10 protein-coding genes are annotated in these 12,992 nt (G+C 49.8%); 5 read left to right on the forward strand and 5 right to left on the reverse strand.

Annotation, left to right across the window (positions count from 1 at the left end):
• Positions 1 to 25 precede the first annotated feature (25 nt).
• The 3 genes from LHUE1_RS02455 to LHUE1_RS02465 form a co-directional block, all read right to left on the reverse strand.
• Complete coding sequence (locus LHUE1_RS02455) at positions 26 to 1,402, reverse strand: class II fumarate hydratase (protein ID WP_049171926.1); 1,377 nt, start codon at positions 1,400 to 1,402, stop codon at positions 26 to 28.
• 150 nt (positions 1,403 to 1,552) lie between these two features.
• Entirely contained in the window at positions 1,553 to 2,308 is a 756-nt protein-coding gene (locus LHUE1_RS02460; protein WP_049171959.1) for a hypothetical protein, read from the reverse strand.
• Between the two features lie 343 nt (positions 2,309 to 2,651).
• The gene (locus tag LHUE1_RS02465; protein ID WP_049171922.1) at positions 2,652 to 4,259 is read right to left on the reverse strand and encodes an Nramp family divalent metal transporter; all 1,608 of its coding nucleotides are present in this window, start codon (positions 4,257 to 4,259) and stop codon (positions 2,652 to 2,654) included.
• 563 nt (positions 4,260 to 4,822) lie between these two features.
• Between LHUE1_RS02465 and LHUE1_RS02470 the strand changes: the two genes are divergently transcribed.
• Together LHUE1_RS02470 and LHUE1_RS02475 are read left to right on the forward strand one after the other, a co-directional pair.
• The gene (locus LHUE1_RS02470; RefSeq protein WP_049171920.1) at positions 4,823 to 7,540 is read left to right on the forward strand and encodes an HAD-IC family P-type ATPase; all 2,718 of its coding nucleotides are present in this window, start codon (positions 4,823 to 4,825) and stop codon (positions 7,538 to 7,540) included.
• 288 nt (positions 7,541 to 7,828) lie between these two features.
• Complete coding sequence (locus tag LHUE1_RS02475; protein WP_010492426.1) at positions 7,829 to 8,194, forward strand: hypothetical protein; 366 nt, start codon at positions 7,829 to 7,831, stop codon at positions 8,192 to 8,194.
• A 236-nt stretch (positions 8,195 to 8,430) separates the two neighbouring features.
• Here LHUE1_RS02475 and LHUE1_RS02480 read toward each other — a convergent pair whose 3' ends face one another.
• Both LHUE1_RS02480 and LHUE1_RS02485 read right to left on the reverse strand, forming a co-directional pair.
• The gene (locus LHUE1_RS02480) at positions 8,431 to 9,801 is read right to left on the reverse strand and encodes an MFS transporter (RefSeq protein WP_049171918.1); all 1,371 of its coding nucleotides are present in this window, start codon (positions 9,799 to 9,801) and stop codon (positions 8,431 to 8,433) included.
• Between the two features lie 35 nt (positions 9,802 to 9,836).
• On the reverse strand, positions 9,837 to 11,366 hold the full coding sequence (locus LHUE1_RS02485; RefSeq protein ID WP_049171916.1) for a multicopper oxidase family protein: 1,530 nt from the start codon (positions 11,364 to 11,366) through the stop codon (positions 9,837 to 9,839).
• A 132-nt stretch (positions 11,367 to 11,498) separates the two neighbouring features.
• Here LHUE1_RS02485 and LHUE1_RS02490 point away from each other — a divergent pair, with 132 nt between their 5' ends.
• From LHUE1_RS02490 to LHUE1_RS02500, 3 genes are all read left to right on the forward strand, one after another.
• On the forward strand, positions 11,499 to 11,699 hold the full coding sequence (locus tag LHUE1_RS02490; protein WP_010492431.1) for a hypothetical protein: 201 nt from the start codon (positions 11,499 to 11,501) through the stop codon (positions 11,697 to 11,699).
• A gap of 125 nt (positions 11,700 to 11,824) precedes the next feature.
• On the forward strand, positions 11,825 to 12,454 hold the full coding sequence (locus LHUE1_RS02495) for a cation transporter (RefSeq protein WP_049171914.1): 630 nt from the start codon (positions 11,825 to 11,827) through the stop codon (positions 12,452 to 12,454).
• Positions 12,455 to 12,592: 138 nt separating this feature from the next.
• Positions 12,593 to 12,925, forward strand: a complete 333-nt coding sequence (locus LHUE1_RS02500) for an ArsR/SmtB family transcription factor (RefSeq protein WP_049171912.1) — start codon at positions 12,593 to 12,595, stop codon at positions 12,923 to 12,925.
• Positions 12,926 to 12,992 lie beyond the last annotated feature (67 nt).

Raw genomic sequence — 12,992 nt, forward strand, 5'->3', positions numbered from 1 at the left:
ATCGTTGCAATCGTCATGATCCGGATCAGATACCGGTCATTTTTGCAGGATCCACCCAAGCATCGAACTGGGCGCTAGTGACATAACCTGACTTAAGTGCGGCAGTTTCGAGATCGGTCCCTTCGCGTTCAGCTAGTTGCGCAATTTCGGCGCTTTTTTCATACCCAATGTGTGGCGTGAGGGCCGTTACTGTCATCAGCGAGTGCGCCACCAGTGCCTTCATTCGCGGTTCATTCACGGTTAGCTGATCTACCAGCTTGGTCGTAAAACTCGTCACGGTTTGGGTGAGCAGCGTGGTTGATTCAAGGAAGGTGCTGATGATTACCGGTTTATAAACATTCAGTTCGAAGTTGCCTTGGGAAGCCGCGACGGCAATGGTGGCGTCGTTGCCCAACACGCGCACAGCCGCCATGGTCAACGCCTCGGCCTGGGTTGGATTCACCTTGCCTGGCATGATCGAGCTGCCTGGTTCATTGGCCGGAATGGTCAGCTCCCCATAGCCTGCACGCGGACCACTGGCCAGAAACCGAATGTCGTTAGCAATTTTCAACAAGTCAGCAGCCAAAGTTCTGATGCCGCCATGAACCAGACTGATTTCGGAATGCGCCGCCAAAGCCGCAAATTTATTGGTCTGCGCCGTCAACGGCAACCCATAAACATCGCTCAACCGGCCAGCAACGATTCGGCCAAAGTTCGGCGCTGCATTTAGTCCCGTTCCCACCGCCGTGCCGCCAATGGCTAACCGAAAAAGTGCCGGCTGCAGTTGCTTGATTGCCGCCTGATCGTGGTCCAGCATGGCCGCCCATCCGCTGACTTCCTGGCCAAACGTCATTGGCGTTGCATCTTGCAGGTGGGTGCGACCGATTTTAACCGTTTTGGCATATGTTTCGGCCTTTGTTTGTAGAGCTGCGTGTAATTCGGCCACTGCCTTCAACAATTCATCCACAGCCAAGGCTGCCGTGATGTTCATGGCCGTTGGAAAGGTATCGTTGGAACTTTGGCTGCGGTTTACATCGTCGTTAGGCAAAATCGGCAAATCGGGATTGAGCTTTGCTGCCTGATGACTGACAACCTCATTCACATTCATATTCGTCTGCGTACCGGAACCGGTTTGGTAAACATGCAACGGAAAGTCCTGGCGTAACTGGCTATCCGGCAAGGCCAGCAGCGTATCCACCGCGCGGGTAATGAGTTGACCCTTAGGCGCAGGCAAAACGTCGGCCGCCACATTGGCGCGCGCTGCCGCCTTTTTGATCTGCAGCAACGCTTTGATCACCGCCAGCGGCATCAGCGGACCCGCTTGAAAATTGTGCCGGCTACGCTCGGTTTGCGGCCCCCACAAAGCAGTCTCCGGAATTTCAACTGGTCCTAGTGTATCTGATTCGGTGCGTGTTTTTGTCATCCTTGCCTCCGTCTGCATCGCCACCATGCCTGTCGCGAGATTGATAGTCCTATTTTACACGATCCGCCAACCAAGCGAACCCTAGGAAGCAAAAAAGTGCGCCGCAGAAGCTGATTTTTCCAGACTTCAGGCGTACTTTTCTAAATAATTTCAGTGTAATAGTGCCGCAACGAGCTGGGCGGCATCTTTTTTCAATTCAACGGAAGACGAGGATAAAACCGATAAGTAATAGTGAAGCGGATCAGCTTGCGGCGTTGGCATTCCGGCGTGCAACCAGCGGCTGACCAGGGCTGGGTCGGTTGACCAGGTTTGGATGCTGACTAAGCGGCGATCAGGATGATCCGGTGTCGAACCCGCAATTTTGAGCGCTAATTCGGCTTTCAACAAGCGGTCATAAGCTGATTGCGAAACGGCGTACATGAGTGGCTGGTCGCTGCCAAATGTTGCGGCTTGCAGCATGACTACACCTTCTGTATGAAGCGGAAAATTCTTGCGATCCACCCCGCTCAACTTCAATAATTCGGCAAACGTGCCAGCATCATAGGTTCGGCTGGCCCGCACCGGTGACGCCATGATGCCGTTAAATTGCTTGAAAATCTGCCAAGGCGTTTGCGCTAAGTGGTAGTGCTTGTGAGTTTGCTGTTGATCCGAAAGCAACGCCCCACAAGCCTGAAGCTCCCACCGCGCTCTTTTTAAGGTGGTGCGATTTTTGATCCCTGTCAGTGGCGCAAAGGTAGCAAAAAAATCCTTGCCACCACGAAAAATCGTACGCTGTTCGTAACTACTCTCCACATCGAGATGATCAGCATACATCAACCCAATCAGCAAATCCGTTGCGTGTTGCGACAACATAGCTGTCCCTTCGTCTGTTTCAACATCATTCCCTAATTCTTTCGACGATTCCATTCCATCCCCACTTTCATCCTGCATCATTCAAAAAGCCGCCCTGATCACGTTGAGCTGATCAAGGCGGCTTTTTGAATATACAACAATGCTTAACAACTATCTCAACGATCTTTTGGCGTTAACGTATCAACCCACCCGATTAGAATTTGGAGTGTGCGGCCTTGAACGAAATGGCCGGGCTTTAACCATCACGACCAAGTGCCATGATCAGGTCGATTAAACACGTTCATGCGCATGGACTTGGGTTCGTGTATGTTCCAATCCGAGAATGGCAAATAGCCACGGATCGTAACCTACTGACTCTTCAATTCCATCGCAACTCATCACCAAAGATGCAACGAGATTATTGTACGTCATCACTTGCCTTCGCCTCTTTTGCATCGGCTACAGCTTCCAGATGTGCTTCATAACGCTTGTTCCCTTTGTAAAGATCCCAGACAGTCCAAGCTAACAAAGCAAGCACCGCAACAATCAGAGCATACGCGATGTCGTTCGCAATGGTAGTTTGCGTAGCCGTTGGATGGTCACCGAAGAATCCGGCGATTGAATCTGGCAGGCCTTTAAGGTTCAGATAGGTCAAGCCGAGAACGGAGATCCAGCCAAGCACTTTGACCCAGCCAGTGTTCTTAAACCGATCACCCATTTCGACTTTACTATTGGTAAACATTAACAGTGGCAACATTGAGAACGGTAGCGCGAAGGCCAGGAAGACCTGCGAGTTATTCATCAATGTGTTCAGCGCCTCATGTTGCTGAATCGGTGTTTCTCTGGCAGTCAACATAACGCAGACAATAACTGGAATGACGGAGATAATCCGGGTCACCAGGCGGCGTGCCCACAACGGCATTTTCATGTGAATGAAACCTTCCATGATAACCTGCCCCGTTAACGTACCGGTAATAGTTGAATTTTGGCCTGATGCCAACAACGCAACCGCAAACAGGATGGACAAAATACCGGACTTGGCAACGGCAATCAGAACCCCATTGCTGAGGGTCGAGGAATCTGACAATGCTTCAAACAAACCGAAGAAGGAAGGATCTTTAACCGCACCGCTCTTGAAGACCGCAACCCCCATAACCAGCAGCAAGCAGTTAACAACGAACGCAAATGATAACTGGATATTGGAATCCCATGCGGAGAACTTAACCGCTTGGGCCACATCATCTGGGTCGTGGTGATCGATTTTCCGTGTCTGGGAAATCGCGCTGTGCAGATACAGGTTATGCGGCATAACCGTCGCACCAATAATGCCCAACGCCCCTTGAATTGGGCTCATGCCATTCACTGAAGGTGAGTTGGCGAAAGTTTCGCTTGTCGGAATGAAACCTTTTAGCAGCGCCCCCATGTTCGGGTCCGATAAAGCCACTTGATAAATGAACACGAACAGGATGACAAGAATAAGTGCAACAACAATGGCTTCGATTTTGCGGAACCCAATCTTGGTCAGTAACAGTAATACCAAGACATCGAGCACCGTAATCAGCACCGAAATGACTAGCGGAATGTGGAACAAAAGATAAAGCGCGATGGCGGCACCGATAACTTCAGCAATATCAGTCGCCATGATCGCTAACTCTGTCAGAATCCATAAGACAATCCCTAATGTCTTCGAAGTTCTTGCCCGAATCGCCTGGGCAAGATCCATTTGACTCACAATGCCAAGTTTAGCTGCCATGTATTGCAGCAACATCGCAATCAAACTTGACATTAGGATAACGGAAATCAATAGGTACTGAAAGTTTTGTCCCCCGGTAATGGAAGTGGACCAATTACCTGGATCCATGTAACCAACGGCAACCAGCGCCCCTGGCCCGGAATAAGCAAATAGCGTGCGCCAAAAGCCTTTCCCGTGCGGTACCTCGACAGTACCGTTAATTTCTTCCAATGATGGCCCATTCGCGTATTGGATGAGCTTCATGGAATGTTTCTTCTTGTGATCATCACTCACAATATGTCTCCCCCTCTTGAAGTCGCTTGCTGGTGCAGGAGATTGCGCCGGTAAGTGCTTTTTGTAGACGCGTTCACCAGCCCAGAAACCTCCGTTTAAGGACCTTTGGCTTAAATGGCCAAAGCCCAGCCATTTAAGCCAAAGGCCACTTACACTCCGGGTTCTAACCGGGCTGGTTCACGCTCTGAAAAAAGTTAAGTCCCTGGGGAACAAGGCCTTTTAGGTCTCCCTAACTTAATCCTCTAATAGAATATGCCTTGAAGCTGATATCGTCAACCGTTTCATGAAAATAATTTGTATTTTCAGTGAACAAATTGTGATTAGTTAATTTAATAATGCTGGTGCAAGAATGCCGGCGCATGGGCATTTCGCAGTTTTCCCTTGTCCAGCTTGCTTTCAGAAAACTTTTTTCAATTTCACCGTGACCTTTTTTTAAAACTTGGAAAATGTGAAAATTTTCCTGCGTATTAAATCAGTTATACAAATTTATTGCATCAGGTTTAGGCATCCCATATGATAAGGATAGTAACAGAAAATTTATATCACGAAATGAGGAATTACGTATGGAAGAAGTTCCTGACGCGCAACCGCCCGCCACAGCACACAGTATCAAGGATCTGCAGCAACAGTTGCAGGTCCCATCCCTTGACCACGGTCTCTCCAAAGCTGAGGCCGCTGAACGTTTAAAAGTTAATGGTCCGAACGCCATTGAATCGCATCCGACACCCAAATGGCTGATTTTTCTGCGACAGTTTAACAACCTGATCATTTATATTCTGATGATTGCCGCAATTTTGACCACGATTATTGGTGATGTCACCGATACTTCAGTCATTGTTTTGGTGATTATCGTCAACGCGATCATCGGCTACTATCAGGAAAGCAATGCCAGCGATTCGCTTGAGAAAATCAAAAAAATGCTGACGCCTGAAGCCACTGTCTATCGGGACGGTGAACGCCTCGACATCCCCAGCGCGGATTTGGTAGTTGGTGATGTCGTGTTTCTAGAAGCCGGCGACAATGTACCTGCCGACTTGCGCCTCGTTGATATCGATAACCTCACCATTCAAGAGGCTGTTTTGACCGGTGAGGCTAATTCTGTCATTAAGACAACCGCCACGCTGCCGGCTGATACGCCGCTTGCCGATCAAAGCAATATGGCTTTTGCTTCGACAGCCGTTGCAGGTGGTAGCGGCATCGGGATCGTGGTCGCCACTGGCCACGACACGGAATTCGGTAAAATCTCCCAAGCCGTCTCCGATGTTCGCAAGGGCCGCTCCCCGATGATGCGTGAAATTGACGGCATCGGGAAAGGCATTTCATACGCGATTATCGCCGCGGCAGTTCTGTTGTTCATTTTCGGCCTGATCATCGGTAAGTACAGTCTGCCTGTGTTGGCACTCGCCATTGTCACGATGGTCGTCGGCTCGATGCCAGAAGGCTTGCCGGCCACCACCTCCGTCATCTTGGCTATGGGCGTTTCCAACATGGCCAAAAAGCAGCACGTCATCGTCAAAACCTTACCGGCTGCCGAAACTTTAGGCTCCGTTGATGTCATCTGTACTGACAAGACCGGTACGCTGACCAAAAACGAGATGACCATTACCACCGTTGTCACGCCAAAGGCTACCTATGAGGTCAGCGGTTCGGGTTACACGCCGAAAGGAACCTTTACCCTTGCAGGCAAACCGATTGAGCCAACCGCCCATCCAGATTTAATTGCTTTGTTGACGGCCGGTTTTGAAGCGAACGACACCGAGCTGCATCAAGAAGACGGCCGGTATGTGATCAACGGCGAGCCCACTGATGGCGCTTTTCTCACTGCCTATTACAAAGTCTTTAAAAAGGATCCGGACAACACCGAACGCGATTTAATGCCGTTTGATTCCAACAATCGCTATATGGCCAAGTTGGCAAAGTGTGCTGACGGGAAAACCCGCTTATTCGTTAAAGGATCCCCAGACAAGCTGCTGCCCTTAGTGGCAATTGCTCATCCGGATTTTGACACCGACCATTATTTAAAGTTAACCAGTCAGTTCAGTGTCCAAGGCCAGCGTGTCATTGCCGTTGCCGAAAGTGTCGTCGCGCCTGACACAACCGAAATTACGCCAGCGCTATTAAACCAAGGGCTCGATTTTCTGGGGCTCACTGCGATCATTGATCCACCGCGTGAATCGGTCATTTCGGCGATTAAGCAAATGCGGCGTGCGGGCGTTAAAGTCAAAATGATCACCGGTGATCACCCGGAAACGGCGCTCGCGATTGCGCAGAAACTGGACATGGCCGATTCCCCGAAAGCCATGACTGGCGCCCAGTTAGCCGCACTATCAGATGATCAGCGGCAACAGGCCATTTTGGACACCGATGTTTTTGCGCGAACCACGCCAAAAGATAAACTAACGATTGTGACCGCCTTACAGGATGCCGGCAACGTCACCGCCATGGTTGGCGACGGCGTCAATGATGCACCGGCCCTCAAAAAGTCAGATGTCGGCGTTGCTATGGGCCAATCCGGAACCGATGTCGCCAAAGATGCGGCCGACATGGTTCTGACCGACGATCGCTTTGCCCGCATGGAAACGGCGATCGCCCAAGGCCGCCGGATTTACCAAAATATCAAGAAAAGTATTTTGTTTCTGCTGCCGACATCGTTTGCAGAAGGCTTGGTGATCGTGTTCACCATTCTGACGCAACAAGCCATGCCATTGCGTGCCAGCCAACTATTGTGGATTAACATGGTCAGCGCGATTACCATCCAGTTTGCCTTCATCTTCGAACCCGCCGAAGCCGGCACGATGGATCGTCCGCCGCGAAAGAAGAACGCTTCGATGATGCACAAGCACGATGTTTTCCAGATTGCGTATGTCGCCATGATGATCGCTGGTATCGGGCTGTGGGCGTTTGATTGGTTGACTGCCAACCATTTGACCGACCGCGTGACTGCCAGCACCATGATGGTCAACATGATTGTCTTAGGTAAAATCTTCTACCTCTTCAACATCCGCACAAACACTTTGGCGCTTTCCAAGAACTTCTTCAGTAACCCTATGGCGTTTGTCATCATCGCGGTCATGTTGGCTCTTCAATGCTTCTTGACTTACGTACCGTTTATGCAGGATATTTTCCAAACCGCGTCTATGTCTTGGCGGGAATGGGGCTTGGCAGTTGCGGCGGGATCCATTATCCTGATCGTCACGGAAATCGACAAAATCATTCGCATCCGTTGGGACCGGCTACATGGCCACGGTGCCTTTCCTTCTGTTTCCAAAACCAATGAATAATGTTTGGTTGACCTAAACTTTTTCTTTTCTTTTTGCGATAACAATGGTAATAATATAAGTAAGGTTTCCCTAACAAACCTTATGCGTATTCAGAAAACCCGCCGAGTTGGTTAATTATCCCCCGACTTGACGGGTTTTTTGAGTGTTTCTTTCTTTTCAGTGCCAGTGACGAAGTTGAGTACATCCGCATCGTGTTGCCGAAAAATATTTCAGGCAATCCTAAATTCGGCCTTTTAAATAAAAATACAGCTGGTATACTGGAAGTGAAAAGAAGAGGAGCTGATCGTTTTGAAATTGTACCAAGGTCTCACGCAAGTCCAAATTAACGAAGAATTTGCTGGTGAAGCAAGTGGCTATAAGATTACCACGACCCTTGATAAACCGCTGAACTACGAGCCAACGATTTTGTATCAGTATTTGGATACCGTTTTAAGGCCAGGCAGTCGGCATGACCAAAATAATTTGCGTTATGTGACTGACCCGGCGTTCATCGGGGAAAATTTCGATTATCAAAGCGTTCCTTTCACCTCGCATATGACTGATTTCGATGAAAAAATGGCATTTGCACGCAAACTGGTTGCCGACCTCAACCGTCATTTGTCAGTCAACATTAAACCGGCCGACGCGGAAATCGAGTTGGTTTTTGTTGACTGAAGCAACCGCGTTACCTCCTTTCCTAGTCGCATCACGGCTTCTCTCCTGATCACTGCGGCTAAGTCATTCAGTCAAGCAGCTTAGTTGCAACAAAACGCCGCCTAACTTTTTCGGGTTAGGCGGCGTTTTGTTCATACAAGTATGAAAATGTTTTTAAGTCTAGATCCTATATTGCGTAAAGCCGGCTTTCCTGCGCAGGGATGTTACCCTCGTGACAGGAAGCCGTCTTTATCGTCTTATTGCGCTTTTGCGACCGTTTTCGGCAACGTCAACGCCAGTAACAAGCCGATGAGTCCCACACCGGCAAAGACAGCAAAGGTGACAACGAACCCGCCAGCATTGCTGTGCAGCGTCGTTTGCATGTTAGACAGCAGGACCGTTGCAAACATGACGCCTGCCGAACCGAACAGCTGCCGGGCGGTCGTGGTGACGGCGGTGCCATCTGCCACCAAGTCATTCGGCAAGGCGTTTGCACCAGCGGTCACTGATGGCATCATCACAAATGCATTACCCGCTTCCGTCGCCATCGCCAACACGATAGCGCCAATTAGTGGTAGGTGATGGGCAAAAATAGCCAGCAAACCAAAGCCGCCGGTAATCAGAACCATCCCGATCATCGCAACCAGGCGCGGCCCAAAGCGATCAAGCAACCGACCGCTAACCGGGTTAAGCAGACTCAGCAAAACCGCTGCCGGAACCAAGGACAGTCCCGAAACCAGTGGCGATAAGCCTAACAGCGTCTGAAAGTAAAGCGGCATTAGAATTGTCGTGACAATTAACCCGATATAAGAAATGCCGGTTAAGAACACCGCTTTGGTAAACATTCCGGTCGCAAACACCCGCATTTGCAGCATCGGTGGCTGCCGGTTTAACTGTCGGACCACGAAAATGCCTGCCGCTAAAACCCCTAGAATCAACAGACCAACAACCCCGGCATGTAAGCCTTGCTTTGACCAAGCGCTCAAGGCGTACAGCAGGATTGGAAAACTGGCAGACAAGATAAACGAAACCCAGTCCAATCGGGTCGGCGCCATCGGCATAACCGAAGCAATCGTCACCGTCGAAACTGCCAGCACCAACAGCGACACGATCAGGAAGAATAAAAACAGTGCCTGCCATGGAAACCACGTCAACAGTATCCCGGAAATAATCGGACCAACTGCCAACGCTGAGCCCATTACCAAGCCGGCGGTGCCCATCACTTTGCCACGCTCCGAATGCGGCGTAATCGTTAGCAAGACGGTCTGGAAACTAGGGAAAATTATCCCGACAGCAACTGCCTCAAGCAACCGCCCGATCATCAAAACGGTAAAATTCGGCGCCCAGATACATAGCCCGGTCCCGATCGCAAAAATCAGTTCAATCGCCTGAAATAACCGTTGAAACGGAACGTTATGCAAAAGCCACGGACTAACCGGAATCATTAACGTCATCACCAGCATAAAACCGGTTGTCAGCCACGCGACCGTATCCGCGCCTAGGCCAAATGCCTTCATAAACGCCGGATACGCGGTACTCAAAGAAGACTGCGAAATTGACATCGAGAACGTTCCTGTCAGCAAAGTTGCCACAAACGCACCGCGATGTCTTATCGTTGAAACACTCATAACATCATCGATTTCTATTTAGTATGGTTGGAGCCTCACATTTTCATGCCCATTTTTTCATAGGACTGCATACCGCCCATCCATAATTCAGATGGCTTGACGCCGCGTTCTTTTGCCAACGCCTTCATCAACGTATCCATGTCCATCAACTTGTATTCCTGTTTCGGCTTATTCGGATCAAACGTTTCAATTTGTGCCATCATGCCGCCATCTTCATGCTCGAGGATGTGGCAGTGATACATGTAAACGCCGGGCAAATCAAACCGAACCAGTAGCCGAACCGTTTCACCTGGGTTGACGCCAATGGTATCTTTGTAGCCATGCTCGTTCGGATAAGGCGCATGACCGTTACGTGACAGAACCAAAAATTGTGTGCCATGCACATGGAACGGGTGAACCATGCCCGGTGCCTCATTGCTGTTAGTGACATCCCAATACTGGGCCTTGCCAATCGGTTGAGTAGCGTCAATTCGCTGCATTTCAAATTTCTTGCCGTCAATGGCGACACTTTCATCCATCCCCTGCATGACCACGTGCCGAATTGGCAAAGCAGGATCCACTGCCGGTGCGTTCACGGTAAATAACTTATCCGGCAACTGGGTGTGATCCGGCTTAAATGCATGAATCCGGAACTTTAAGATTGGCACGTCATCCGTGAACAGGGTCACTTCGTCGCCTTCATGATACTGACCAAAATCAACGATGACCTCGTCCCGCTCGGCACACGTCATCATCAAATGGGTCAATGAAACTGGCTCTGGCAGCAACGAGCCATCCCCGCCAATCTGGGTAAATGGCAGATCATCGGAAAAATGCAGACGCCATTCACGACGATTGGCACCGTTCAAAAAGCGTAACCGAACTTTTTGCGTCGTGACGTCAAAATAAGGATTAACTGTCCCGTTGATCATAACAGTCGGGCCGGCAACCCCATCAGGATCATAATCAGCGCGGTAATCCCACTGATTGTTCTCATGAAAGCGCCGATCCTGCAAAATGACCGGAATGTCATCCACGCCATAATTCCGTGGCAGTGGCAGACGCTCCTCATGGTCATCTTTGACAATGACCATCGCCGCTAGTCCATGCCATACCTGCTCCGCCGTTTCCGGGCACGGATGGGCGTGCAGCCACAGCGTCGTAGCCGGTTGATCCAGCGTGAAATCAATTTGCTTACTTTCACCAGGATAAACCGGCGCGTGACAGCCGCCGTCCACATAAGGGCCACTCACATCGGCCCCATGCCAATGAAACGTTGTTACTTCAGGCAACGCATTTTTCAACGTCACGTGAACGTGCTGACCACGACGATAAACAATGGTCTGCCCCAACAAGCTGGCATTGTATCCCCAAGTCTTGGTCTTGGGTCCCGGCAGCAGTTGCGTCTCACCCGCTTCTGCCGTGACTGTGTAATAAACATCAGTTGCCGTCTCTTTGTCAGGCTTCAACAAAGGCGGTACGTTCAAGGGTTTGGCTGGCGCATCGCTTACCTCAAGCGGCACATAGCCGCCATCATGCAAGTCAAACGCCGGCTCATCAAAGAAATAGTCGGTATAGGTTTTCATCATCGGTCCCCCCTTAATTTGAATTTTAGCACTTTTTAGGGTTGCCATAAATACAATTTAGAATTAATCTAAACTAGGCGCGTATCTATCAGCGTTGTTTGGGGAACTTTTTTGAAAAAGGAGGAAATGAACATGCAAACAATGTCAAAGTCAATGGGCTGGTTCATGCTGGCCCTCAATGTCGTGTTGCTGGTGCTGATTGCTACCATGCACAACATGGCTGCGATGTGGTTAATGGGTATTATCATGTCGCTTGATGCCATCTCGGGGTTAATCTCAGCCTATCACGCTGACCGCGAAACGCATCATCAAGGCCACGCTCCGCAACATTAATGTGCCCAACCAGCTGTCCGATTTCGGCCATCGATGAACCCCTCGATCAGTTATATATGTTGACACATACATATGTTAAATGTATCATGTGTTAGCAATCAAGATGAACAAGGGGGGGAACGGGCATGCAACCACTTTCCATCACTGCAAAGCGTGATATGACCGCTGCCATTCGGGTTGAATACTTCTCGACGGCTTGGATGGCTTTTGAATTCATCATCGGTTTCTGGTCAGGTCTTCAAGCCGGTTCGATTCTATTAATCGCATTTGGGCTAGATAGTTTTCTTGAAATCATTTCGGGAGCAACCTTAATCTGGCGACTTAAAAAAGAAAACAGCGGTGCACCCGCAGCCGTTGTAGCCGAGGCTGAACGGCGCTCGAGTCTTGTGGTCGGCAGTGTTTTGCTACTGCTGAGTCTTTATGTAGTCGGTGTTTCCGGCTTCAACCTTGTGACCCATGCTGCCGCTGAAAGCAGCTTTAGCGGGATTGGAATTGCCATTGCCTCTGTGTTGCTAATGCCGATTCTGACGTTGAAAAAACGCCATCTTGGCCAAAAGCTGGCTTCTGCAGCATTAGTCGAAGACGGCATGTGCAACATCACCTGTGCGTATATGGCCGCTACGGTTTTGCTTGGCAGTTTGTTAACCTGGCTGCTTAATTGGTGGTGGGCTGATTCAGTGGCTGCCTTGATTCTGGTTTACTTTGTTGCGAGTGAAGGTTGGGAAAGCCTACAAACGGGATTAGACCGTGATTGAATTCATGGTTCATTACCACCTCGAATCAAAATGACCTTAAAGTAACATGCCTTGAATGTTAAGACATCTTGCTTTAAGGTCGTTTTATATTCAAAAAACAATCCGCGAAACCCATTTCAGAAAAGAGCGATGACATTTATGACTGCCAACTCGTTAAAATTAGTCGAATCAGCTAAGCTTGTCGAAGCCGAACGTATTTTTAAGCTGCTGAGCAACCCGATCCGACTACAGATGTTGAAGTTACTCGAACAGCAGGAACTCAACGTCAGCAAGCTCGGCGACTTATTGGGGCTCGAACAATCGGTTGTCTCCCATCAGCTGGCACTCCTGCGTAAGCATCAGCTGGTCAGCGCCAAGCGAGTGGGCAAGGCGAATTACTACCGCTTGGACGATCCTCACATTATCACGGTGATCGACGCCATGCTCGCCCACGCCGACCACGTCGCCCGTGGTAAACGACATGGTGAGTAACAACACGCGTAGCAAGGCCCCCTTATGCCAACTAAACAGCGCCACCCGCAGATTCCTTTACGAAAAT

The sequence above is a fragment of the Lacticaseibacillus huelsenbergensis genome (assembly GCF_029726355.1).
GTDB classification, from domain to species: Bacteria; Bacillota; Bacilli; order Lactobacillales; family Lactobacillaceae; genus Lacticaseibacillus; species Lacticaseibacillus casei.

Excerpts from the sequence above, each read along its gene's own strand:
- LHUE1_RS02455 (WP_049171926.1), bottom strand. The coding sequence starts at position 1,402 with ATGACAAAAACACGCACCGAATCAGATACACTAGGACCAGTTGAAATT.
- LHUE1_RS02460 (WP_049171959.1), bottom strand. The coding sequence starts at position 2,308 with ATGGAATCGTCGAAAGAATTAGGGAATGATGTTGAAACAGACGAAGGG.
- LHUE1_RS02470 (WP_049171920.1), top strand. The coding sequence starts at position 4,823 with ATGGAAGAAGTTCCTGACGCGCAACCGCCCGCCACAGCACACAGTATC.
- LHUE1_RS02480 (WP_049171918.1), bottom strand. The coding sequence starts at position 9,801 with ATGAGTGTTTCAACGATAAGACATCGCGGTGCGTTTGTGGCAACTTTG.
- LHUE1_RS02485 (WP_049171916.1), bottom strand. The coding sequence starts at position 11,366 with ATGAAAACCTATACCGACTATTTCTTTGATGAGCCGGCGTTTGACTTG.
- LHUE1_RS02490 (WP_010492431.1), top strand. The coding sequence starts at position 11,499 with ATGCAAACAATGTCAAAGTCAATGGGCTGGTTCATGCTGGCCCTCAAT.
- LHUE1_RS02495 (WP_049171914.1), top strand. The coding sequence starts at position 11,825 with ATGCAACCACTTTCCATCACTGCAAAGCGTGATATGACCGCTGCCATT.
- LHUE1_RS02500 (WP_049171912.1), top strand. The coding sequence starts at position 12,593 with ATGACTGCCAACTCGTTAAAATTAGTCGAATCAGCTAAGCTTGTCGAA.